Here is a 25,715-nt window from a genome sequence, read left to right as displayed (position 1 = left end):
CCGCTAGCGTTCATCCTGAGCCAGGATCAAACTCTCCATTGTAAAAATGTAAATTGACCCCGGTCATCTTAATCTGACCGGTTCGTCAGTATGTGTACTGTACGGCCCGGACCGAAAAAATTGTAATCCTATTACAGCTCTCGCCCATCTTAAGGGCTCCTGCTGCGCTACATGATCATATATCTTAAAGAACTCATCTCGCCGCCGCTTCGCGCTTTGGCACTATATCGATACAGCTCAAAGCCGTATAAATTATCTCTTTTTTTAACCCCTTTCGGGTTGGCAAAGGTAAAGAAGTTTCACGAAAACAAAAAATATTTTTTTTCCGAAATTTCCGCCCCCGGTAACCGGTTTGCCTGCCCTCCCTCGCGGAGTGGTGCAAAGGTAGAAACTTTATGTATTCCATCCAAACGTTCTTTCTATTTTTCACAACCTTAAAAGCACAATTAACTGATTAACTGCAATATATTTTTTTTAAAACATTACTGCAACATCCTTCGTTAATTACTTATTAAATACCCAATACTTTTGCATCAAAAAATTAAAGCCAAGCGACACAAAAATCTCCACCGCAATTTTCGAGTAATAGGGATTTGCAGAAAGATGATCCACTAAAAAAAATATACCTGTTGATTTCAGAAATATACTACCTATAACAACTACTACAAATTTTGCCAACTGCTTACCAACAGGTGCATTGGTTTTCTCAAAAGTCCAATACCTGTTAACTGTAAAATTGAGCACCGCCCCTAAAGAGCCACTAAGAATGTTCGATATATAAGGTGTAACACCTAAGATTTGTATACCAAACGTGTAAACCGAAAAGTCGAATAGACCTCCAAGAAAAGCAGATACCTGCGCTTTCCCGAAGGAAAGAAAAAAGTCACGTATTTTCGCGCTACGCTTCTTCCTCATTTAGAGAAACCTCCTTGTTCTTTTTTTCCGCCCAATCTCGCTCATCCCCCATATTCAACAATTTTTTGGTATCTACACAATTAATAACAAACAGCGCAATACAGATGAGGATCACCAAATAATTGATGCTTCCGACAAAGAGAACTTCACTTAATAATACGGCGCATATAATAACACGAATCTCCGTAGGCCCTAATAATCCAGCATCAATAGTATATTTATCCGTTATACGATACCGCAGCTGCGAAATAATCATTGCCCAGCCGTATAAAGCGACAAGAGCAAAACCCGAATACTTAAAATCGCCAGAAGCATAAAACACATATCCCAATCCTATCATGACGGTACTGATCCAGTCCATGACGATATCTAATGCGAAACCATACCATTTGCGTGATTTATTTCGATAGTATGCAATACGGCCATCCAACGAGTCTCCAAACCATTGTACAAAAAAGCCCACAATTCCCAACAACAACCATGGACGAGAAACATATTCGGCCAACAGAAAACTTCCTAGTATCATAAACGATCCAAAGAGTCCGATGGCTGTTAAACCATCTGACGAAATGCAATTTGGAACACGTGGAACAAAATAAGAAATCAGTTTTTGCTCTGAAGAGCTTAAAACATTTGTTCTCTTCCGATCTTGGAAAAGCTTTTTATTTATTTTTTGACTCATGCCGTAGTCTTTAAAACCAATTATTTTGTTTATACCATCGTAAACTATCCATCAATCCACTATTCAAATCATATGTCGGTCGGTACCCTAACACTGTCTCCGCATGACTAATATCACACGCCCAATTCTCTGCCGTCAATTCTCCGAGACGCTCTGGATAAATAACCGGCGTTTTGGCAGAGTTGTTATATAACCACTGGGAAACATATGCCACACTCTTGACTATTGCATAAGGAACATGGACACGGATAAGCTTTTTACGAAATGTCTGCTTAAATATTTCTGCCATGTCGTAACGGGAATAAACATTTCCATCCGAAATATTAAAAATATCTAGCATTTTTTGCGAAGAAACGCAAGCTTGCAACAGAATCTCTGCCAAATCTTTAACGTACACGAAAGAAAGCTTTTGCGGAGCTCTCCCAACATAGGCATCGATGCCCTTGTTCATGGTATTGAATAGAATAAACAGGTCCTTTTCTCGTGGACCGTAAACCGCCGTAGGACGGATAATAGAAATCGGTTTATCCGCAAACTTTGCCAGGATCATCTTTTCTGCCTCCCGTTTACTACGACCATACATCGTCACGGGGCGATAAGGTGTGGATTCGGTTATCGGCCCGTCTAAGTAGGGTAATGGTCCAATAGCGGCCAGGCTGCTCACATAAACTAGCCGTCGAGGAGGATTGGGAGATTGAAAGGCTGCTTGCAATAGCCGTTCCGTTACACCAACATTCGCATCTATAATTTCGACTTCTGATTTTGCCTTTGTCATTGCTGCTGCATGAATAACATAATCATATTTTTCAGAAGCGAATAATGTTGCCCATGAATTTATTTGATTAAAATCGGGATAAACGAATTTCCCAACAAAAGGCGTAATATCCGTAATCTGACTTGATTTTCGCACCGCAGCGTGAACTTCATAACCGGCTTCATATGCTGCCGATACTACATGAAACCCAACAAAACCACTTGCTCCGGTTACTAAAATCTTTCTCATTTCACTATTTTCTTCTATCAGCTAATGCGTGTCCAGTTCTGTGGAAACGAACATCGTCATATCGATTTTTCATACAGGCGATAGCGCTTATAGAATTCGGCATTAATCTGTTCAATGGCATGGTTCATCATATAATTATCATCTAACATCCACGAACATTCTGCAGCTTCTATCCCCGATGGGGTTGCATTTTTTATAATACGGCCATACAAGCAAGCCTCTATTCCCAATTTTCTATACCCCTCTAATACGCCTAACATCAAAACTCGAATCATTTTGATTCGTTTCAAACCAAAAAGCAATTTGAAGATACCAAATGGCAATAGTCTACCTTTTTTTATACGAATCAAAATTTCATTAATATTCGGAATTCCCAAAGCAAAACCGACAATCTCCTCGCCGCGCTCTGCTACAATACAATATTTAGGGTCCACAATCATTTTCAACTCTTTAGCGGTATAATCAAACTCTTCATCCGTCATAGGAACAAAGCCCAAATTTTTGTCCCAAGCCTTATTATACACCGCTTTTATTTTCTTCGCCTCGTTTGCGAAATCTTTTAAATTGATTTGGCGTAAAACAATGCCGGATCTCCGCAATCTTTCCTCTAATCTTTCTAATAGAAGCACGGAACGTCGATTGGCGGTTTCGGTTCTCACAAGGTAAGCACGTAAATCTACTTTCTTACTGTAACCAGCACGCTCAATCAGCTCTAAATAGTACGGAGGGTTATACGGCATCATGACCATAGGCGGTCTATCAAATCCGTCCACCAGAAGCCCACAAGTGTCATTCGTTGTGAGATTAATGGGTCCTACGATACGCGTCCCTCCTTTGGATTTCACCCATTCAGCAGCCGTATCCAGCAAATTATTCGCCACTTCTTGATCATTGATGGATTCAAAGAAACCAAACTGCCCTTCTGTTACGTCATTGAATGTATTGTGGTTGGCATTCCATATAGCCAAAACACGACCTACAATCCGGCCATTTTTATAGGCAAGAAAGGGTTGCGCAGAAGAATGCTTATAAAAAGGATGTTTATCTGGAGAGAGTATGTCCCGCTGCCCTAAAAACAACTCCGGTACATAATTTGGATCATTTATGTACAGATCATGCGGTAAATCGATAAATTGCGCAATTTGCTTTTTCGATTGGACAGGGACTATCTCTATCATTTCCTTAGTTTATGAAAGACTCAACTTCTAGTGTCTTGAACACTTTGGACATTTTATCAACAGCCTCGTCAATTTGATCAAAAGTATGTGTTGCCATTAGTGAGAAGCGTATAAGCGATTCTTCAGCAGGTACCGCCGGTGCAACAACAGGATTAACAAAGACACCATTATCCTGAAGTAATTTAGTCACATAATATGTTTTATCATTGTTACGGATAAAAATCGGCAAAATCGGACTTTCCGTCTGTCCTAAATCGAAACCTTCGTCAAGCAAAAGTTGCTTTGCATACTCCGTATTTGCCCACAATCTTTCGATATGTTCAGGTTCTGTCTCGATAATTTCCAACGCTTTTAATGTAGATGCTACTGAAGCTGGTGTCATACTGGCACTGAACATCAACGAACGCGCACGGTGCTTTAAATATTCAATAGTATCCGCATCCGCCGCTACAAAACCACCTAATGACGCCAACGATTTACTGAATGTTCCCATAATCAGATCGACTTTGTCTGTCAACCCGAAATGAGACGCCGTACCTGCACCTCTCTCTCCTATCACACCCAAACTATGGGCATCATCACATAAAATAGCCGCATCAAACTCATCGGCCACAGCAACTAATTCGGGTAACTTTACAATATCTCCCTCCATACTGAAAATACCGTCTGTCGCAATTAGTTTGAAGCTGTCTTCCGGAAGTCTTGCGATCTTACCACGCAAATCCTCCATATCATTATGGGCATATTTAATAACTTTAGAAAATGACAACCTACTTCCATCAATAATAGATGCATGATTTCTGTCATCCAATAATATATAGTCATTCCGTCCCGTCAGACACGAGAGCGGCCCTAGATTAGATTGAAAGCCGGTGCTAAATAATATAGCTGCCTCCTTACCTACATAGGCTGCCAGTTTTTCCTCCAATTCCACATGGATATCCAATGTTCCATTTAAAAAACGGGATCCAGCACAACCAGTGCCGTATTTTTCCAACGCGTCCTGCGCAGCCTTTATGATCCTCGTATCTGTTGTCAACCCTAAATAAGAGTTCGAGCCGAACATCAACACACGTTTGCCATCAATCAAAACCTCTGTATCTTGTTTTGACTGAATCGGTCTAAAATAAGCGTAAAGATTATTAGACTTAATGGGCTCTAGTTCACTTTGTAGGAACTTAGATGTTCTTTCACTTAACTTTCCCTTACTCATGTTGTAGGTGTTTGTATTGTATGTGACATAATTTCTTAATCCAACCTAACTTACCTTTTGACTATTTATATTTAATCGTCAAAAATAAATTAAAAAAACGAAAATATACAATTTCCTTTCCAATCAAGCTGTTAACCACCATGTTACTAATTGGCACCCCCGTTCAGAATCTTTTTTGCATACTTTCCGTCCAAAAAAATCGGAGCAAACATACAAAATTCTCCCGATTCCCTACCATGGAAAAACCATATAAATATCATAAAATTAAATTATTGTTAAGATATTAGCAACAGTTTATCGCGAAAAGTTCTATAAACTTATAAAATCATTATTTTTGCGTTTAAATCAATCTGGAATGGCTATATCGGCAAATATAAATATCAAAAATAAACGCGCGTCTTTCGAGTACCACTTATTAGATAAATATGTGGCAGGAATATGTTTATTGGGTACTGAAATTAAATCTATTCGGGAAGGCAAAGCTAATATTAACGACAGTTTCTGTTCTTTCTTCGAGGATGGTCTATACATTCGAAACATGCATATTGCCGAGTATTCGTTTGGCTCTTTCTATAACCACGAGGCAAAAAGAGACCGTCAGCTTTTGTTGACCAAAAAGGAACTGAAAAAACTAAAGGAAAAGGGAGAGGAAAAAGGTTTTACCATAGTCCCCTTACGTATTTTCATCAATGAAAGGGGCTACGCGAAAGTAGAAATTGCTTTGGCACAAGGCAAAAAAGATTTCGATAAACGGGAGACTATCAAAGAACGGGAAAGCAAAAGGGAATTAGACCGTGCAATGAAAAGGTGATGATTTGACAAAAGGTGTAAAATATGGCCATTTTTTTAGCTCCAAAAATCCACCGTATCCATCCTAAAGTAGGTTTTCGCACTAAAAATCAGAAAAAACTACCAGAAAAATAGAAACAAAAAGTATAGACTTTTTAATAGAACCATTAAACTTCTTGGAGTAACAGCTAGACTTTTGAATAAGACAGCTACCCTTTCTTACAAAACAATTGCTACCTACTCCAAATCCAGTCCTTGCATAACGGGAATAGGCTGCTTGTCCTCGTCCAATGCGACAAAGGTAAACATACCTTGAATAGCCAGTTCCCTTCCTTCTTCATACATCTTTTCCAAAAAGACTTCTACTTTGACTTTGACACTTGTCCGTCCGACACTATGTACACGTGCAATAGCCTCGATAATACTTCCATTTGGTATCGCTTTCTCAAAGTCAATACGATCCGTGGAAACCGTTACCAGACGCTTGCGACAAAACCGCGTTGCTGCCATAAACGATACTTCGTCCATAATCGCCATGGCCTTCCCGCCAAATAATGTATCGTGATGATTTGTCAAAAAAGGAAACACAGTCGTACATACGCGTGTTTCTGATTCTTCTATTCTTTCTTTTAATGTCATTTTTAGTAGTGATTCGTAGCTAGTTACGAGAAAAGAGTCCTAAGAAACGGCTTAGGTCGATTCGACATCAATTCCAATACCTTTCAACAATAACGATGCATTGAAAACTGTACATCGTCCATGTTTCAGTTTATAATCAAAAAGCATTTCTCCCTCTTCTACACGAATATCAAAATGATAATTTTCTATCTTCCCCTTATTTTCTTCTTCAAGGGATGCCAACTGTAAATCATGGGTGGCAACCATCCCCTTACCTTCCCTATCTGTCAATTTACGAATAATGGCACGAGAACCTAAATATTTATCGACAGAGTTCGTTCCTCTCAACATTTCATCAATCAAAAAGAAGCTGTCTTTATCCTGTTCCACTGTATCCAATATAAATTTCATCCTATCTAACTCTGCCTTAAAGGTAGATGTACTCTCGTTTAACGAATCTTTAATCCGCATATAAGAGATAAAATTATAAATCGGTAACCGAAATTCAGATGCACATACCACAGCACCGGCATAGGCCATAATGGCGTTAATCCCCACCGTACGAAGAAAAGTACTTTTACCTGCCATATTAGATCCCGTAATCAAGGCGATACGATGATGCTCATTGCTATAGTCATTCGCCACAGATTGTGACACGGGAATCAACGGATGCGCCATTTCTACGGCCAAAATTTTGTCGTCCGTTGTATTGCTCAGCAATTCAGGAGTAGCCCAGGAAGAATGGTTGCGCTTTAATATCGCCAATGAATTTAGCGCTTCAAATTCGGCAACAACATCAAAAGCCTCCAAAATACTCGCTTCGTATTTCGATTTCCATGAGACAATCTTCATAACAAATTTAAAGTCCCACAGTAAAATAATGTTGAGTACCGCGCCCACCAACATATTATTTCGTGCATCTAAATTATTGATCAGCTTCGACAATTCCTGAAAAGCCATAGACAAAGGCTTACCTTCTGGGCACAATTGCTGCTGAAGATGCCGGTTTGCCGCCGCTTTGAACGTTTTCTCTTCTACCAAAACCAAACCTTCCGCATAAGCGGCCAATATCTGGCCTACCTTGTCTATCCTACTGGAAAATAAGCTGACTTTACCAGCCATACCTAATGTCCAAAACAAATGAACCAATCCCCACAACAATAATCCTGTCCATATCGGCATCACAAACAGAGAAAACAGGACCCCGGCAAGTAGTAGGAATGGCGTAATGGGCACATAAAAGCGCATAAATGCATTTCCAAAGGTCAAGCCGGCCCCTTTAAAATAGCTTGCCAAAAATGATTTAATATCGATCTCTTGTTGGGTATTAAACAACAAACGCGCCTGAAAATGTTGACTCCAATCCAAATCGGTTGCTATCTCCGCTACCGCTACCTGCCGATCTTCTATCTCCTGTTTGCTGGACGCACATTGCAGCCACTCCGCTAATTTAGCTACACCCAATGTTGTTGCACAACGGTTCAGCAGCGAAAACAAGGAAAATTGACCAAAGACATCTAAATCAGATGTATAAGGATGTCTACCGTCTTCAAATTTTATGCCGTCGTCATAAAGTGTCAATCGCGTGTCCCGTAGCGTTATTTCATTTTCGTTAACCCGCAAAAAAGCCACCGCATCCGCATGTTGCTTTTCCAACTTACTCTGCCGCCTTATTAGATATGCAAACCCCAATACAATGGCTAAAACAGCCAATGCTAAAAGCAACACATTTTCCTTTTGAACCAGATAGAACAATAAGGCGCCCCCTCCAATGATTACAAATAGACGGGCAAAACTATTTTTGTTTATAGCTTTATGCAGACGCTGAATTTCATCTTTCGTATGTTGAATACGCTCTTGATATTTTTTATAGATCATGCTTATCATTCTTTAGGCCTACCAGGCCTGATCCCCAACCAATGGAACAAAACGGAAGGTATCCAACTCAATACGTTCAAAGTCATTTTCTCCGACACGCAAGATAGTCACCATTTTCTGCGATTTCTCATCGCCTACCGGAATAACCAACAGTCCGCCATATTTTAATTGCTTTAACATAACTTCAGGAACAAAAGGTGCTCCAGCAGTCACAATAATTTTATCATAGGGGGCATGTTCCGCAACACCTCGGGAACCATCCCCCAAGAAAAAATGTGGCTTATATCCCATATAGGGCAGCACCTGTATCGTCCGATGGTATAAGTTCTCTTGGCGTTCAATAGTATATACATCTGCTCCCAATTCCATTAAAATACAGGTTTGATAGCCCGATCCGGTCCCTATTTCTAATATTTTATCTCCTTTTCTTACGTGGAGTAACTCGGATTGATAAGCAACGGTATACGGCTGCGAGATCGTTTGTCCATCACCAATAGGAAATGCTATATCTCTATAGGCTTGATTCCAGAATGTTTCATCAAAGAAAAAATGACGTGGTACTTTTCCGATAGCCTGTAATACACGCTTATCCTCTATTCCCCGTTTTTCTAGATGTTTGACGAGTTGCTTTCTTGCACCTCTTTCCCGGTAGTTATCTACAAACTTATACGCCATTATACCCCAAAAATACCATTGTTAATAGATATTCCGGTATTAAAATGCAAAATGTTTAAGGTCAATACAATAAAAAAATATAGTTTTGATAAAAAAAGACAAACACATTAAAATTAAAAATTATGCGGAAATCCGTTCTCTTACTCATCAGCATCTTCCTGCAGCTTGTCACTATCGCGCAAGTATCGCCAAAAGATGACGACATTATCAAAATTTTAGCAATAGGTAATAGTTTCTCCGAAGATGGTATTGAAAATTACTTGTATGATCTAGCATCAAACACCGGTAAAAAAATGATTATTGGTAATCTTTATATCGGTGGAGCACCTTTATCCTTGCATGTAAAGAACGCGAATGAAAATGCGGAGAAATACCAATACCGCAAAACGGGACTTGACGGTAAAAAGACAACGACAAAGGACGTCAGTATCTCCCAAGCACTAAGCAATGAAAACTGGGATTATATAAGTTTCCAACAGGCCAGCCCACTTTCCGGAAAATACGATGTGATTATGGAAAGCTTACCTGAGCTTGTACGCTATGTGCGTGAAGAGTTAAATCCCGAAACACAATTTGTTTATCATCAGACATGGGCTTATCAACATGATTCAGATCATCAAGGTTTCGCAAACTATAATCGCGATCAACAAACGATGTACAAAGCGATTGCTGAAGTTTCTAAAAAAGTATCCAAACTCAACGAGTTTAAATATATCATTCCTGCGGGTACAGCTATCCAAAATGCGCGTACCAGTTCCATGGGCGATACTTTTACCCGTGACGGCTATCACCTCCAATTAGATTACGGTCGATTTACCGCTGCTTGCGCTTGGTATGAGAAGATCTTTGGCGAAGATGTACGCAAAAACTCCTATAAGCCGGAGAAGGTAACGGAACTCCAGGCAAAAATAGCGAAAGAAGCCGCCCATAAGGCGGTTAAGAAACCGTATAAAGTTTCTAAAGTGAAATTGTAAAAGAAGCCAAACGAAAAAACAAAAACTAAGTCATCTGATACCCGAGTGCTTTCGGTCTGACCATCGTTTCCCGATACACCTTACCGAAACGGTCGGTGACTTTTATTTCTAACGTACTGTTGGGTGAAGATGCTTTTACTTTAAACATGTGCGCTGTCTTACTCGTCACAAAATCGGCTGTTGGTACAGCATTCACGTTGAGTCGCTGCGCCGAATAGGAAACAATATGTAACGGATCCAGAACAGACACCCGCGTAACGCCCAATGCTTGCCCATTTTCCGTCACTTCTATTTGCCAGTTCCTATCATAGTTCCAGACATTGATTAATACCTCATTGTTTGTGTTGGGCGTAGCATATTCTGCGGCGTAGGTGTTCCATGCGGATCCTATATAATTTGGTGCAAAGGTCTCTTTCGTGATATGGCACTTGTTTAGGTCATACGCTCTGAATTGATAATCGGTTGGATGGCCGATGCCTTTGTATGTCCATTTTAAATCGTTTCCATTCATCTCCCATATAGCATAGCCTCCCGGCGCACCGTCTTTACATATGTGATTTTGGGCTGTATAACTAGGATGTCCTGTCCACCACCAAGTCGCGCAGACCGCAGCCGTATTATGTTCCATGATAGCAGGTGTGGCATCCCGTTCGATATTATAATTGATGTGCGTGTGTCCAGTCAGTAGATGCACTTTCGTAAATCCGTTCAGTGCATCAACAAATTCCTGCGCATTGCTAAGGCGGTAGTTAGTTGTTTCGTTTCCACCTGACAACCCCGGATTTGTATGCAGCTGTATATGCATAGAAATCACCAGTGGTGTATTCTTGTCTGTTATCGTCGCTAAATCTTTTTTTAACCAGGCAATTTGATCGGCAACGATCTTCGCATTGTAGTTTCTGTTATTGGTGTTGAGGTATTCGATGTTGTCCAGCACGATATAGTGTACTTTTCCGATATTAAACGAATAATAAGTAGGTCCGATGACATCCCGGAATCTATCTTCGGCCCCCCAATCAGCGACAAAGTTGGGATCATTATCATGATTACCCATGGTATTGAATACCATAGCGTCAATCTTATTCATCTCCGTAAGGTATTGTGGAAGACCATAATTGTTTTGATACCAGTAGGTCTCCCAAGTCATGTCGCCTAAGGTCAAGGCATATACCTTTGTACCCGCATTTTTATAGGCTTGGATGGATTGGTTGACATCCGCTAGAAAACCTTGTTGAAACTGATTAATATCACCGTTACGATTTGCCAAGTGCATATCGCCCAATACCATAACGACGTGCTTATCGTTGTTAACGGCCGTCAACTCAAAATCTTTGATTTCTACCACATTCGCCGCTTGGCCGAGCCGCTGGAAAAATTGTGGTGCCTTTCCTGTTGTAGATACTTCATAGTTACCCGGAATAGACACGAAAACATATTTTCCTTTTTTTGCCGAAGGCAGATAATAAATACCGTTTTCGTCGGTTTTCGTTACTTCAAAACCATCGGACACAACGACATTGGCAAGACCGACACCAGCTGCATATACAGAGCCTTTTATGGTCATACCTTCTCTGTCGGGAATATGGGCATTGAAATATATATTGATCACCGTCGAGCCCAACATGGACGACTGTGCTCCACGCTTTACAGTCACCCTATACGTGCTGCCCGATATTAAATCTTCCGGCAAGACAATGGTAATGTTATTATCCGTGACTGCCTTAGCATCAACAGTATATCTGTTAGTCAAATATTCGAATATGATCTGATCCCCTGTCGCGAATCCCTTGCCCTGAATAATCAGATCTGCTCCCTTATTGGCATCAATACGCGAAGGTATAACGGCACCGATAATAGCCAGCTTGCCATCATTTTCTCCATCCGGATCAGGAGTCGGATCGGGATCGGGTTGCGGCGATGATTTTGAACAACTATATAAACTAAATGTTAATCCAAGACCAGTAATAAAGGAGTTTTGGATAAAAGTACGGCGGGTATAATGGCGGTTTTTTTTCATTTTTAAGGTTATAATAGGTGTATCATTACATAATCTCACTGCTCCTGATTTAAACCAGGAGCAGTGAGATTATATGATATTCAGACTAGATTATCTTTTTTTGACCGTGACGATGATGTCATCTAAGAATATACGATTTTTATTAATGGGCGCACCGGTATCTTCACGTAGATCTAAAGCGCCGCCCAAAAAACGAATCTGCGTTTCCGCAGTAGCACCGGTAACCACAAAGGATCGCTCGGTTCCCTCCGCTTTCCATATCTCGGTACAGTTTGGATCTGCCGAATAATCTGGCCAGTTGTTGATGTTAAATTCATCCACATTGGCCGTTCCCGGGCCAATGACATTCACATATAAGCGCGTATCGTCTTTTGTACCTCCTGCAGTCATATACGGCACCGCTTTGAATCGAACCTCCAAATTTTGCGTGCCTTCCACTTCATTTAACTTAGGTGAAATAAGATCGGATCCGTAATTTGTCTTGCCAAGCTTCACAAAACCTTGACGTGCATATGTTGACATAATCTTATCCGCGGATGGTGAAGTTGTCCAGCCTCTTGCTTTTTCTTCCACCGTCCAGTTGTCTATTCGTGTCTCGCCGGTTGTAGTATAAAAAATAGGACTTCCATATGTTAGCCAATCAAAATTCTCGTCTAAAATCACGATTACATTTTCTTGCATGATAAGCAACGGCTCGGTTTGTAATACGTCGTCGAGGTAAAAGTTCAAGTTGACTGTTCGAATATCACCTGGATTTATATCCGCTCTCAATTGAATAGGTGTATCCCCTATTCCTTCCATTGGTTCGATTTGAATCCAATCGGCATCTTCGTCGGACAACTCTGCTCTCCAGGCCCCTGTAGCACGGATTACACGACGTTCTGTAAGACCAGTTTCCGGAATTTGCAGCCCCGTTTCAGCGCCTTCAATGTAAATAAACTGATGTTCTCCTCCACCATCTCCACCAGTAGCCGCAGCCTGCTGAATTTTGAGCACCTCATTTTGCAACTGTCCATCGACAGCAAAAAATAGCGTTGTAGTCCGTACTTCCGGCGTCGTATTTTTGGACACCGTGACGGTGAACGTGCCATCTCCGTTCCCCTCCGCAGGGTCAATCTTCAACCATCTTTCTTTGCGCAAGGACTCGATCTTCCAATTTCCATTGGCGATGAAAGTAAACGTTTCGGAAGATCCTTGTTCTGGAACTTCAAGCGTTTCGGGGTTATCTTTCACCTCAAAAGAGCCACCTTTGTCATCATCTTTCGTACAGGACAATGACAATAGTATAAAAGCTGCACAAAAGACATAAATTACCTTAGATAGGATCCCTGCGTTGTAATAGTTAGTTAATAAACTCATGAGTTGAATATATTTTTATTTTAACTGCATTTCTACCCGTTCTTTCATAACCTGTGTAACACCGTCCAAGGTATACTCGTACGATAACAGGAACACGTTTGTTTTTCTTCCAAAAGCTTCTTCGACTAGAAAAACATTCGGATACTTCGGGTCGTTGTCTAATTGAACAATATCTATGTCTTTATATGGCTTGATCGTGACCTTGTTGAATTCGTCCACTTCCAATATGACGGATTTTTTATTGATTTCAGATATTTTAGATTCGTACAGTTCATTTCCTGCAATCATCCGTACACTGTTATAAGTCAGCGGAAAAAGCTGCTTATTTGCTGCTACTGGAATCTCTCCATCTTTTATCCCCGTCATGGTATACCTGGAGTTGCTCACTTGAGAGGCATAATCATTCTCGAAAGATACCTGATAAAGCACGGTATTTTTATTGGGGTTGATTTCTACACCCGAGATATCGGAGACTTTTAATCCGATAAAATACGTAGAATCCGGCGACAAACCTTCGGGGCGTAACTTAATCATGGTTCGGCCTGTACGTTCGCCTGCTTTGATCATAATCTTGTCGTCAAGAAGCTCATATTTGTCCGCCGGCACGAGTTTGGCATATAAATCCGCAGCGGCATCGAAATTAGACCAATTGTATTCTTCCAAGGGCTCAGGATCTTCCTGTAATCCAATGACCAAATCCTGTTGGGGGGCGTGTGTACCACCGACAGATGCAACGACATACCCAATAATTTCTTCCCCGGTCAAATGTACGACCTCTTGAAAAACATTGTAATTGTCACTGCTGATCAAAGAGACCTCATTTTTGTACATCTCCTTTTCAAACAGTTCGTTGTCCTTACAAGATGCGAGCACCGCAACGAGTGCAAGCATCGCTATATATCTTCGTTTCATCTTTTTCTATGTTTTATCATTCTATATCCTAATTATAGCCGGGATTTTGGTCAACCGAAGGTAGGTTTCTTAATTCGTCTTGCGGTAGCGGCACCCAATTGGCCCGCTTATTGACCTCCCTGGTAAGGAAGGAGGAGGTACCCGGAATGACACGTCTGTAGTAAGCCTCCTTGATGGCTCCATCCGGGTTCATACCCATGATAGGCTCCCGTTCCGTCTCCTCGTAAATGCCCCAGCGACGTACATCGTAGAAACGTCTATTTTCCCACAAAAACTCGATCATCCGCTCGCGTTCGATTTGCTTTTGCACTTCCGTTTGACTGGCAAGTTGGCTAGCAGATAGCCCTGGCAGTCCAGCACGATAACGAACCACATTAAAAGCATTTTTAATCTCATCGATGTCGCGGCTCAGGGTGTATGGTTTATCCAACTCGACGGTATGGCTGCCGGTTAGATTATTGATTGCTTCTGCATACGACAACAGGATTTCAGCATACCGAATCATCGCGTAGAATTTAGGTAATTGTCGTGCTCCCGTACCATTTTTGGCATCGTAGGGATGAACCCATTTCTTGATCACATACCCGGTGATCGGATAGTTAGGTGAACTCGCACTTACGCCACCACGTCCATCCAAATCCTGAAAATAGTACTTGGCAGTATGATTGTAGAGTGTTGTCGACGATAAGGCCTGCCACACAGCCTCGTTGAATCCTACAGATGCGTAAAAGCGCATCTCCCGGTTAGCATACATTTTAAATACGCCCGCATTGAGTGGGTATCCGGAGAAGTTTTTAGTCTGCTCGATAAAAAGGTCATTAAAAGTGCCTCCGACAGGTAGATCACTGACTTGCTCAAAATAAGTATCTCCACGTGCTTCCTGTATAGTCCGACCGTCGTCCATCAAGTAGGCGTCTACCACTTTTTGCGTAACACAGAAGCGTCCCCAGCCACCAAGCGTTGGCGGAAGAGCGCCCTGATTAAGATCCGAGTTGATATACGGCGCACTTTTCCCCCAAATAATCTCTGGATTAATAGCGGCAACAGATTCACCGGTAAAGATATCCGAATAGGACCTAAACGCGTCGATACCAGACGCACCACTAGGATAAGGCTTATAAAAGTCGAGGTCCGACGTGACGTTTGCTGGCAAAACAGGTGTTTTTTCATCTGCCGGCACCGTATAGAGTCTATATTGCCCCATATCCATCACCCGTTTAGCGGCGGCGGCAGCTACTGCCCAACGGGTTTCGTCATATTGCTGGGAAACATAGTGAACCCCGTCGGTCTTGCGCGTCCAGTTACCAAAGTACGAACGGGCCGCAGCGCCACCATTATACAATGGACTAGCGTGTATCAAGCGCAAACGGGCGACCAGAGCCAGTGCCGCGCCTTTGGTCGGACGTCCAAAGTTCAAAAGCCCCACATCCGCCGGCATTAATTGTGCCGCTTTTTCCAATTCTCCACAGGTATAATCCATCGCCTCATCGTAGGTCGCCCGCGGACGGTCATAGTATTCCATTGATTCATTCGTATTGAGCACTTCATCACCTACCAATATCGGCGGTCCATAATCTACCAAAATATTGTAATAGGCATAGGCTCGTATGAAGCGTGTATACCCCTCGATTCGTTGGCGATCTATAGTCGTCATATCGGCCGGTCGTTCAAGATTCTGCAGAATGAGATTACATTTTCGGATAATGATGTAATATTTGCCCCATTGGTTGAGTCCTCCTAATTTAGTCGGGGTGATGTTTCCAGTAGCAAAGTCCATCCCGTAATATATATTGGTGGATCCGCCCCCCGTCAACCCGTTGAAGGCCTCATCCGTTGCCATAGGTCCCGGCGTATAATTACTGCGGATCGTTTTCGCTTCGTCATTGAACTCTGCAGCGGCGCCCCACATATAGGCTTCCATATTTCGGGTATTATTGAATGCTTCGTCAATATTAAATTCATCGTCAAAGTAATCATCGATATTCAGATAATCCTTACACGATGTCGCCATGGCGATTAGCTGAACGATAATAACTGCTCTCGCTATCTTTTTTATGATTGATCTTCTCATATCCTTCATTCTATTTGTACTAAAAATTGATATAAGCTTGTAGTGAATACGTGGACGGTATCGGATACTTACGTCCATTCCAAGCAGCTTGTTCCGGGTCAAAAATTTTCACGTTATCCCATATATAGAGATTGTTTCCTATAAATTGCAAATCCATTGATGTAACCCCGATACGCTGCAGCAATGCAGGGCTGACACGGTAACTTACGGTGATTTCTTGTAGTCGTATGTAACGCGCATCGTCTTGCCAGAATGAAGACAGTTGCGTATTATTATTGTTTTCACCGTATTGCAAGCGTGGAAAACGGGCGTCTGGATTTTCCGCCAACGAAAGATCTATGCCCTGTTGCAACGCGTATTCACGCGGAATCCACCGATTTGCAGGGTCGTTTGCCAACGTAATTACATTGCCCGCTGTTCCATTGTAGAATGGCATATAGCCCATACCGTTGATCTCTGTCACATCCTTATATTTTTTAGGCATGCCTACATAATAGAATGGCGTTCTTCCGGTGCCTTTGAATAGTACACCCAATGACAGATTCTTGTAACGGAACTCACCGCCAAACCCATACATCAACAATGGATAATCGTTATGACTCAAAGGTACTTTGTCCAATGTATTGATCACACCGTCACCATTGACATCCTTATATTTGATATCGCCGGGCATAACAGTACCAAAAGTCTGTTGGGGGCTATATTTGACATCGTTCTCATCCTTAAATAATCCCAAGGCCTGATAGCCACGGATCGAACCGTACGGAAAGCCGTTGTATTCCAGATACGGATATTCCATATAGGACTGTTCCCAGTTTTGTACAACATTTTTAGAGTAAGTGAAATTCCCACGTACCGTAAAACCGAAATTCTGGGAAACCTGCATGTTGTAACTGATATTTCCGTCAGCACCCGTACTTTTCATCCTACCGACATTGGCATAGGGATTGGTTATAACCCCCACATATTTGGGAACTTGTACCCGCTGCTGGAAGATACCATTACGCTGGTCTTCAAAGAAATCAATGACAAAATCTATTTTATTGTTGAAGAGCTTACCTTCAATCCCCAGGTTGGACTTAATCGCCCTTTCCCATGCGAGATTATCTGCTCCAATACGAGTTTCGGTAATGGTTTCTATACCACCGACACCCCATACGGAACTGAAACCTTGATCGGCTTTGGTCAGGTAAGGGAAACGGACATCGTTAATGATACGGTCGTTACCTACTGTACCATAGGACCCCCGGATCTTGAAATAATTTAACCAAGGAGCCTTTTCTTGCATAAATTTGTAACTCGTGGGCACCCAACCCAATGCAACCGACGGAAAAAAGCCGTACTGCCTGCCCGGTTGAAAGTTTTCGGAACCCGTGTATCCAAAGTTGACATCCAATAAGTATGTATCCCGGAAGCCGTAGGTTAGTCTACTGGAAACCCCTTGATATCGCAAAGGAATAGCCGTCAAATTGTTTGTTGCATCGTTGGTATTTTTGGCATCACTAATATAGTAGTAGATCAATGCGGATGTACGGTGGTCGTCACCAAATTGCTGATCGTAATTAATCATAGACTCGAAGTGATACTTTCGGTACTGCCGCGTATCCTTGCCGTAAATCGCGGCCCTTTCCTGCACCGTTTCTTTCATGATGAGTGATCCATCATAATCTCGACCCATCGCTTGATAAAGCGCCGGCTGTATATATCTCCGCTCAAAAAATCGACTATGGATATCATAAGCTCCTTGTACACGAACTTTGAGCCCCTCCAATACGCTAGAAAGATTTTGATCCAACGAGAGGGTTGTTTTACCTTTATACCACTGTTCGCTGGCTTTCCCCGTCCGGTTGATCAGTACAGAAGGTGAGGACAAACCATTACTTCCCATAGCCGGTAGCAAGCCATTGGTATATTGCGTGGGAACGGCTAACGGAGTGAGCGCAGATTGTGCGCTCCATATAAAATCGGTATTGGCGGCCCCTGGCTGATCCAATTTAGACAGGTAGCCATCCGAGCCCAGATACACTTTTGTGGTAGGTGTCAGATTAATATCCAAATTGATACGGTAGTTGTAGGTATTGAAACCTACGTTCGAGCTGTACGGGCTGCTTTTATCTACCTTATAAGCGGCTGTTTCGCTGTTACCACCCAAACTCAGAAAGTAACGGGCAACCTCAGATCCGCCGCGTCCGCTGACATAATAGCTTTGGCGCCAGAAACTTTTATTAAGGATTTCGTCCTGCCAGCTGACATCCGGATACATATCTGGATCCAAGCCGTCCTGGATAATACCCAGCTCTGTGTCGGTATAAACGGGTGACTCGTTCCGTGCAAAAGCCGCTTCATTAGCCAATTGTGCGTAATCATAAGAACGCAGGTACTGTGGCAACCGATTGAGAGTAGAAAGGGTCGTGTTGGCACGCCCGGTAATCTGTATACGGTCGACGGTACCCCTCTTGGTGGTGACTAATACCACGCCGTTTGCTCCCCGTACACCGTATACCGCAGTCGCTGATGCATCTTTGAGTATAGAGAAGCTTTCAACGTCTGCTGGGTCAATCGTATTCAGGTCACCTTCCAGTCCATCGATCAAAACCAACGCACTGCTATTGGCACCAAAGGTACCGATACCCCGTACCCAGAAGTCCGCAATATTCTGTCCTGGTTCTCCACTGGTTTGCATAGATATCACACCAGCTGCCCGTCCGCCAAGCAAGTTGGCAATAGAGGGCGCAGGAGATTGCAGATCTTTGACATCAACCGTAGTTATGGCGCCGACTGAACTGATTTTCCGTTGTTGCGCCCCCAGACCGACCACAACTACTTCTTCGATGGCATCGCCTTTTTCGGACAACGAGATAGTTAAATTATTATTCGATTCCGTGGATAAGTGTTCTACAGGATTATATCCTACATAGCTGAATACAATCCTATCACCATACACGGCCTGAATACTAAACTTACCATTGTTATCGGTCGACGTACCCGCAGCGGATTTGTCCTTAAGATAAATGGATACATTGGCTAGCGGTTCGCCGTTTTCATCGACAACGGTACCGCCAATCGTTAATTCTTTTGGTTGCTGTGCAAACGTCGCCGTGAGCCATAGGAACGGCAGTATGCACAAAACATAAATGATTTTCATTATATAGTAGGGCTTTATTATTCGATAACTAGTTTACGAATCCGTGAATTGCCAAAGTCGGCTATATATATATCTCCTTGTTCATTAACAGCAACACCCCAAGGGTTGTTAAACATAGACTCAATGGGTCCTCCGTCTCTATATCCCGCTACGCCCGGCTGTCCCGCTACTGTCGTAACAATACCGTCCGCCGATACCATCCGGATACAATGATTACCATAATCCGCCACAAACATGTTTCCATCATTATCAAACTTGATATCTTTTGGATAGTTGAATACCGCATCCTCAAGCGGCCCATCGCGATGGCCACTACCCCCCGTTGCATTGACCCTTTTGAAACCTTTGTTTATGTGCTCCGGACGCAGATCCAACACCATAAGTCCTTGTCTAAATTCATTCGGACTGGCATTCGAATGTAGCGTCATCCAAAGTTCCCAAGGCTTATTGGGGTTAATACCCTGCCCATATTGCGAGCCATACGGCCATTTTGAACCTGCATTCTTCGACCCCGTATGTACTACAGTTGCTTCATAAGTATCCGGATGTATTCTGACCACACTACCGTCGCGTGACCGCGTATAGAGATAGCCATCATACGGAGAGAACGAAATAAAATTCATATATTGATCGCCAGTTGGAATTCCATGGGCACTTGCGAACAAAGCATTACGCTGACGTGGATACCAACCTTCTCTCGGATCAAAGGAGAAAAACACTTCGACAACCGATTCGTGGGAAACGGTCATCATACCTGTTTTACGATCTACCGTTATACCATTAGCATACGGGTATGGGCTACTCGCAGCCAGATACATGGAGGTCACTAAATTTTCCGCCTCACTGACCCGACCTACGCCAAATTTTTCATCACCAACACCATCCCGCCAAGTCATGAATAAGTTTCCCTCAGCGTCCAATTCCAAGTATTTTGCACACACATGGGCCTGGTCAAGCGTTCCCGGCACAAATTCTCTGTCTCCTGATCCCGTAACAGTGGTTACCTGCGCTTGAGGTGTATAATTAAAACGTTGATCATAGACGACCGAATCTTCGCCAATGACAACAGATATGCGTGGATTTTCACCTGGAAGCCGTGGTACAATAGCGTAGATACGATCGCCACTGGAAGACACAATCGCCGCCTTTTTATTGTTGAAATAAACTTTAATCTGGTTGTGATCAGTTCCAAAATTATCTCCGTCCAATAGAATCTTATCGCGCGCACCACCTTCTAGCGGATAAAAAGAAGTCAACGTCACAGGTTTAGAAGGATCGTATTCACTCCCTTTCAGCGTTTCTCCGTCATCTTTACACGAAGAAAAAAGTAAAAGAGGAACCAGCAAGGCCCAAAATGGTACCTTGAACAAAGAGTACTTTTTCATACATCAAATTGATTTGTTACTAAATTTTGTTGCAGCAAAAGTACCCCCTACACATTAACTCAAGATTAACGCTGTATAAAGAGTTGGTTAGCTTTTTTTAATACAAACCACCGGGGGATGATACATAAAGGAGATGTTCCAGAGGCCGAAACGAAAGGAAATTATGTGGCAGCCCTCTTTTAGTGAGGGCTAATGTAGGTCAATCCACCAGAGACAAGGAGTCCAAAACCTTTTTTACGGACTCTTCAAATTCAAAAAGCCCATTCCGCTCCTTATTGATAAAGTCGTTGTCTTCCAAGCGGCCAACGACTTCTTCCATCTCTTCATAAGAATCATAGACCATTTGTTTAAACGGATTTTGGTAATCCTTAGACCGCGAGCTTTCAATCTCCGCAAAAATCCAACGGCGTGTTTCTAAAGCTTCCTCTATAAGATCCATCATAAATTTTGCAGTCCAAGACGATGGACTTCTACCTGTTACCTCCGCTAGTGAAGCAACTGCATGTTTAAACTTATCTTCTATATACAGATTACTCCAAGCATGATAGCGCGCATGCGCATCCTTCCACGATAAAATTTTATTATGGCGAATGTCCGCTAATAAGGTATCTAATTTTGTTTTTGGAACCAACTGCCCGCCAATGTTCTCAAATTGGCTACGTGTTGCAGGCAAGGAACTAACAAGCGTGTGTAAATCGGCAAACGACCTACTTTCCATCAACTCAATAAGCTGTTTAACAGCATAATATCGAATCATGCGCCGATACGTCGTATACGCTTCTTTTGGTTTAGCTAGTACCACCTTTCGTTTGGAGAATTCGACATTATCTAGTAAAATATCTTTTCCTGTAAGCTTTTCATCAGATAGTAAGATACTTTTACCAATGGTTTCTATATCTGACACAGCGTCTTCATTACTATATGCTTTACCTACCGCTTTTTCGATTTCTGTCAACGCGTCAAACATCTCATTCACCGTGTCTGGCGCCAACACGTCATATTCAATATATTGATTTTTGAATTTCCGTTTGTCACGCGACTGGAATTTGGAAGTGTTGCGCATCATGGCATACATATTATACAAAAACCAATACGCCGGCAAAACAATCAGCCGATTGGTATCTGCTTCATTGCTTACTAAACAGAAAGGAAATCGGACATTCAATTCATGCAAGAAATCTCCCTTTACGATAAGCGTATAGGACGCAAAATATGAATTGTGTTTTAGACTTACGCATAAACCTGGCCAAAATCCACGTCCGGCAATAATTTCGCCATCCGCTGCCCGTGAATTATGGTTAGATCCCACCGTAGCGCCCGCCGCCATATTACTCTGCCCCTTGACGAGTGCTGCGCAAAGGAAAGAGTTGTTATGGTGTTGTTCATGCGCTGGAAAAATCAACGAATTTAACACCTCACAACAGGAAATAGTGGAATTGTCTCCTAAAAATGAATTAATTAATCGCGCACCGTACTTCAGCTGGGAGTTAGAGGAAAGGATAAAACGAACGGCCTTTACACCATAAAAAATACGACATCCGTATCCAATAATCCCGTTTACCAGTTCGCAGCCCTCGCCTATTTGGGTATACGATTCTGCAGAAGAGTTAATCGTGAGGTTTTTCAGCTTATTCACACCTTTTACATAAGCATGTGAACCCATTTTTATATCTTTAATGGTATGTGTATTCTTGATCACCGAATGATGGCCGATTTCACTATAAAAACCGTGATGGGATAAGAATTGGGCCTCCATCATTTCCTGAAAACGATGTTGCAATTCCTGATCATCTCGATAGCGGGACCATAGATAAACATCACCAGCCTGCATACCATCAAAAGGCAATACCGACCGTCCACCATTCTCATTACAAAGCTCTAAACGAATCCGACGTTCTTCTACATCGCCCGTTTTCAGAATACCATTCCCAAATTTCGCGCTACTGCTGGTTTCCATTTCACTGATATTGGCTAACATTACTTCATCACCAATAATAAAATGAGCCATATAACGCACATTATGAACGGCTACCGTACATCCAAAATCACTGCTGATAATGGTAGAATTGTATATCCCACAGGGTAAACGAAGATCTCGAAAATTAAGATAAACGTCGTCCATGTCACCTATACGCACTAATCCGTAAAATTTAGAATGCTGAATTTGTTCGGGAAGAAACTTATCGGTAACTAAAACATGATCCCAATTATTGGAATAGTTGTCATTTCTGACTAGAATTTTAACCTCTTCTTGCGTTAGATTACGGAATTTCCCTTGCTCAGGGAACTGCTGATTACGAAAATAATATTCGTCATTATGTTGCAGGTAGGCCTCGGGGATAAAATGGTATCCGAGATCGGCCAGCTTTTCTTTTATTATCTTTGACATAATTTCCTATTCAACGGTTACCGATTTCGCCAAATTTCTTGGTTTATCTACATCTAAACCTCTATTTATACCGATATGGTATGACAATAGTTGTAAAGGAATAACCGATAAAATAGGTGCGATTATTTCATGTACTTGTGGAACAAACATCACATCATCCGCCATGCCTGCAGCGACCTCATCACCTTGTGACACTACAGCAAGGACTTTTCCTTTCCTCGCTTTAATTTCCTGAATATTGCTAATAATCTTTTCGTGATAACTGTCTTTCGTGGCAACAAAAACAACGGGCAGTTGTTCATCAACCAATGCAATGGGTCCATGTTTCATCTCCGCTGCAGGGTATCCCTCTGCATGGATGTAAGAAACTTCTTTCAGCTTTAAAGCACCTTCCAATGCAATCGGGAAGTTATAGCCCCTTCCTAGATAAAGGAAATCTCTCGCATCGCTATACCTTCTTGCTATATCTTGAATAACTGCATCCTGATCGTCTAGAATTTCCTTTACATGTTCCGGAACTTTCGCCAAATCCGCCAACAATCGACTGAACAATGTCGCCTCAATAGTACCCTTTAATTGCGCAACTTTCAGTGCGATTAAATAAAGCACCGCCAATTGAGCGGTAAATGCTTTAGTGCTCGCCACCCCTATTTCAGGTCCGGCATGTGTATAAGCTCCTGCATCGGATATGCGAGCGATGGACGACCCTACCACGTTGACTAGCCCGAAAATGGTAGCGCCCTGCTTTTTCGCATTCTCTAATGCGACCAATGTATCCGCTGTTTCGCCACTTTGGGAAATGGCGATGATGACATCTTGATTGGTGATAATAGGGTTTCTGTACCGAAACTCGGAAGCATACTCCACCTCTACGTTAATACGGCATAGTTCTTCAATCACATATTCTGCTAATAAACCCGCATGCCAACTTGTTCCGCAAGCAACTATAATAATCCGGTTTGCTTTTAATAGTTTGTCCGCAATCTTGTCCACGCCACTTAATGTAATAGTCTGCTGTTCAGCATCCATACGACCACGCAAAGAATCAAAAATAGTCTGTGATTGTTCAAATATTTCTTTCAGCATAAAATGGTCGAAACCACCTTTTTCGATAGCAGCTAATTCAATATCCAACTTCTGTACAAAAGGTGTAATGTGTTCGTTCCCCAGATTTTTTAGAATCAACTCATCCGGACGTACAATGGCTAATTCGTAATCATTAATATAGACAACCTCCTTTGTATAGGCCAACATCGGCGAAGCATCGGATCCTAGATAGTGCGCATTCTCTCCTATCCCTATGACTAATGGACTTCCTTTGCGCGCAGCAATAATAGTATCCGGCAAATCTTTATCTAACAATAGAATCACATAAGCCCCTACGACCCTCTTCAATGCGATTCGTACAGCCTCTTCCAATGAACAGGCGTTGTTAATTTTAATATCTTCAATGAAATTGACCAGAACTTCCGAATCGGTATCGCTTTTGAATGTATATCCTTTTTGAAGAAGTTCGCTTTTTAACTGAGCATAGTTCTCAATGATACCATTGTGTATCATAGCAATATCTCCCGAATTGGAAGAATGCGGATGAGCATTTCTGTCGGACGGTTCCCCGTGCGTTGCCCACCGTGTGTGTCCAATTCCTATAGTCGCCTGAATATTTTTTCCGTACACAGCCCCCTCTAACGCCGATACTTTTCCTTCTTTTTTGTAAACTTCAATTGAATTTCCAGTATGTAGAGCCACACCTGCGCTGTCGTAGCCTCTGTATTCTAATTTTTTTAACCCGTCTATAAGTACCGGATATGCCAAGTTGCTACCGACGTAACCAACGATTCCACACATAATTTTTCATTTTATTTAAAGATGGTGAAACTTGCATGATTGCCACATTCATAAAAAACATGAACGATTCCTGCAGGTTTCAATAGTTTTATTTTAAATAGGTCGTAAATATAAAAAAATTACTAATGCAATCGATTGATTAACGATTTTTTAACCTAGAATACCTGCTTCTGTGTTACCCGTTTATTGTTCAATTTTTTTCTTTAGCGCACGCATAAATTTTTTCACAACGGCATTAGCGGCATTGAAACCATTTGTTCCATTCGGACTTGCTTTATATTCGGAAGATTCCCATAAAACATCCCCTCCTTTATCCATGATTTGAGCGACCAAACGATAAGATGTTCCTCCCCATGAAGTAAGTGTCACCCCTTTCGAGGTTTTAATATCGACTTCCAATATAAAGTCCGCTTCGTCTTTAATCGATTTTAGTTCCCAATAAGACCAATCTTTTAGATCTTCGATGAGTTTGTCCGTTGCTTGGATCGCATCTTCATTTTTCGACACACCTGCTACGTAAATTTTGCTACCTTTTTTTGGGGTTGTTAACGATGACTGTGAAACTCCTATATAGGGTAATATTAGAAGAATAATAACGAGAACGAATAAATTCTTTTTCATAACAATGCATATTAAATGTTTATATTCAAAATTAGTATATCAC

Annotated in this window: 19 protein-coding genes; 2 read left to right on the top strand and 17 right to left on the bottom strand. The window is 42.0% G+C overall.

Going from position 1 to position 25,715, the window contains the following annotated elements; genetic code table 11:
- Positions 1-504: 504 nt before the first annotated feature.
- Genes H8B06_RS15320 through spt form a run of 5 tightly spaced genes read right to left on the bottom strand, consistent with a single transcriptional unit; the run spans position 505 to position 4,991 of the window.
- Positions 505-915: a GtrA family protein gene (locus tag H8B06_RS15320; RefSeq protein WP_190995112.1), complete on the bottom strand. Its 411-nt coding sequence runs from the start codon at positions 913-915 to the stop codon at positions 505-507.
- Positions 899-1,597 (bottom strand): CDP-alcohol phosphatidyltransferase family protein, encoded by a 699-nt coding sequence (locus H8B06_RS15315; RefSeq protein ID WP_190995111.1) that lies wholly within the window; start codon positions 1,595-1,597, stop codon positions 899-901. Before H8B06_RS15315 ends, H8B06_RS15320 begins: the two co-directional genes overlap by 17 nt.
- A 10-nt stretch (positions 1,598-1,607) precedes the next feature.
- Entirely contained in the window at positions 1,608-2,600 is a 993-nt protein-coding gene (locus H8B06_RS15310) for an NAD-dependent epimerase/dehydratase family protein (protein ID WP_190995110.1), read from the bottom strand.
- A 56-nt stretch (positions 2,601-2,656) separates the two neighbouring features.
- Positions 2,657-3,778 carry a hypothetical protein gene (locus tag H8B06_RS15305; protein WP_190995109.1) on the bottom strand — a complete coding sequence of 374 codons (1,122 nt, stop codon included), beginning with the start codon at positions 3,776-3,778 and terminating at the stop codon, positions 2,657-2,659.
- A 4-nt stretch (positions 3,779-3,782) separates the two neighbouring features.
- Positions 3,783-4,991 carry a serine palmitoyltransferase gene (gene spt, locus H8B06_RS15300; protein WP_190995108.1) on the bottom strand — a complete coding sequence of 403 codons (1,209 nt, stop codon included), beginning with the start codon at positions 4,989-4,991 and terminating at the stop codon, positions 3,783-3,785.
- Positions 4,992-5,346: 355 nt separating this feature from the next.
- Here spt and smpB point away from each other — a divergent pair, with 355 nt between their 5' ends.
- Positions 5,347-5,802, top strand: a complete 456-nt coding sequence (gene smpB / locus H8B06_RS15295; RefSeq protein ID WP_190995107.1) for an SsrA-binding protein SmpB — start codon at positions 5,347-5,349, stop codon at positions 5,800-5,802.
- A gap of 215 nt (positions 5,803-6,017) precedes the next feature.
- Here smpB and H8B06_RS15290 read toward each other — a convergent pair whose 3' ends face one another.
- The 3 genes from H8B06_RS15290 to H8B06_RS15280 are packed head-to-tail and all read right to left on the bottom strand — an operon-like array spanning position 6,018 to position 8,951.
- On the bottom strand, positions 6,018-6,419 hold the full coding sequence (locus tag H8B06_RS15290) for an acyl-CoA thioesterase (RefSeq protein WP_190995106.1): 402 nt from the start codon (positions 6,417-6,419) through the stop codon (positions 6,018-6,020).
- Positions 6,420-6,470: 51 nt separating this feature from the next.
- Positions 6,471-8,276, bottom strand: a complete 1,806-nt coding sequence (locus tag H8B06_RS15285; RefSeq protein ID WP_223857700.1) for a MutS-related protein — start codon at positions 8,274-8,276, stop codon at positions 6,471-6,473.
- Between the two features lie 18 nt (positions 8,277-8,294).
- Positions 8,295-8,951 carry a protein-L-isoaspartate(D-aspartate) O-methyltransferase gene (locus H8B06_RS15280; protein WP_190995104.1) on the bottom strand — a complete coding sequence of 219 codons (657 nt, stop codon included), beginning with the start codon at positions 8,949-8,951 and terminating at the stop codon, positions 8,295-8,297.
- A gap of 122 nt (positions 8,952-9,073) precedes the next feature.
- On the opposite strand from H8B06_RS15280, the gene H8B06_RS15275 reads away from it, so the two are divergent.
- On the top strand, positions 9,074-9,925 hold the full coding sequence (locus H8B06_RS15275) for a DUF4886 domain-containing protein (RefSeq protein WP_190995103.1): 852 nt from the start codon (positions 9,074-9,076) through the stop codon (positions 9,923-9,925).
- 25 nt (positions 9,926-9,950) lie between these two features.
- Here the strand turns inward: H8B06_RS15275 and H8B06_RS15270 are convergent, their stop codons facing one another.
- The 9 genes from H8B06_RS15270 to H8B06_RS15230 form a co-directional block, all read right to left on the bottom strand.
- Complete coding sequence (locus H8B06_RS15270) at positions 9,951-11,942, bottom strand: calcineurin-like phosphoesterase C-terminal domain-containing protein (RefSeq protein WP_190995102.1); 1,992 nt, start codon at positions 11,940-11,942, stop codon at positions 9,951-9,953.
- 90 nt (positions 11,943-12,032) lie between these two features.
- Positions 12,033-13,301 carry a BACON domain-containing protein gene (locus H8B06_RS15265; RefSeq protein WP_190995101.1) on the bottom strand — a complete coding sequence of 423 codons (1,269 nt, stop codon included), beginning with the start codon at positions 13,299-13,301 and terminating at the stop codon, positions 12,033-12,035.
- A gap of 15 nt (positions 13,302-13,316) precedes the next feature.
- On the bottom strand, positions 13,317-14,213 hold the full coding sequence (locus H8B06_RS15260; RefSeq protein WP_190995100.1) for a BT_3044 domain-containing protein: 897 nt from the start codon (positions 14,211-14,213) through the stop codon (positions 13,317-13,319).
- Between the two features lie 28 nt (positions 14,214-14,241).
- Positions 14,242-16,284, bottom strand: coding sequence for a RagB/SusD family nutrient uptake outer membrane protein (locus tag H8B06_RS15255; protein WP_190995099.1), 2,043 nt, complete (start codon positions 16,282-16,284; stop codon positions 14,242-14,244).
- Positions 16,285-16,303: 19 nt separating this feature from the next.
- Entirely contained in the window at positions 16,304-19,429 is a 3,126-nt protein-coding gene (locus tag H8B06_RS15250; protein WP_190995098.1) for a SusC/RagA family TonB-linked outer membrane protein, read from the bottom strand.
- Positions 19,430-19,446: 17 nt separating this feature from the next.
- Positions 19,447-20,814 (bottom strand): IPT/TIG domain-containing protein, encoded by a 1,368-nt coding sequence (locus tag H8B06_RS15245; RefSeq protein WP_190995097.1) that lies wholly within the window; start codon positions 20,812-20,814, stop codon positions 19,447-19,449.
- Positions 20,815-21,013: 199 nt separating this feature from the next.
- Positions 21,014-23,203: a DUF4954 family protein gene (locus H8B06_RS15240; RefSeq protein WP_190995096.1), complete on the bottom strand. Its 2,190-nt coding sequence runs from the start codon at positions 23,201-23,203 to the stop codon at positions 21,014-21,016.
- 6 nt (positions 23,204-23,209) lie between these two features.
- Positions 23,210-25,051: a glutamine--fructose-6-phosphate transaminase (isomerizing) gene (gene glmS, locus H8B06_RS15235; RefSeq protein WP_190995095.1), complete on the bottom strand. Its 1,842-nt coding sequence runs from the start codon at positions 25,049-25,051 to the stop codon at positions 23,210-23,212.
- A 183-nt stretch (positions 25,052-25,234) separates the two neighbouring features.
- Entirely contained in the window at positions 25,235-25,672 is a 438-nt protein-coding gene (locus H8B06_RS15230; RefSeq protein WP_190995094.1) for a hypothetical protein, read from the bottom strand.
- Positions 25,673-25,715: the final 43 nt, after the last annotated feature.

The sequence above is a fragment of the Sphingobacterium micropteri genome (genome assembly GCF_014692515.1).
In the GTDB taxonomy this organism is placed as follows: Bacteria; Bacteroidota; Bacteroidia; order Sphingobacteriales; family Sphingobacteriaceae; genus Sphingobacterium; species Sphingobacterium micropteri.
This window is presented reverse-complemented; position numbering and strand designations above follow the sequence as displayed.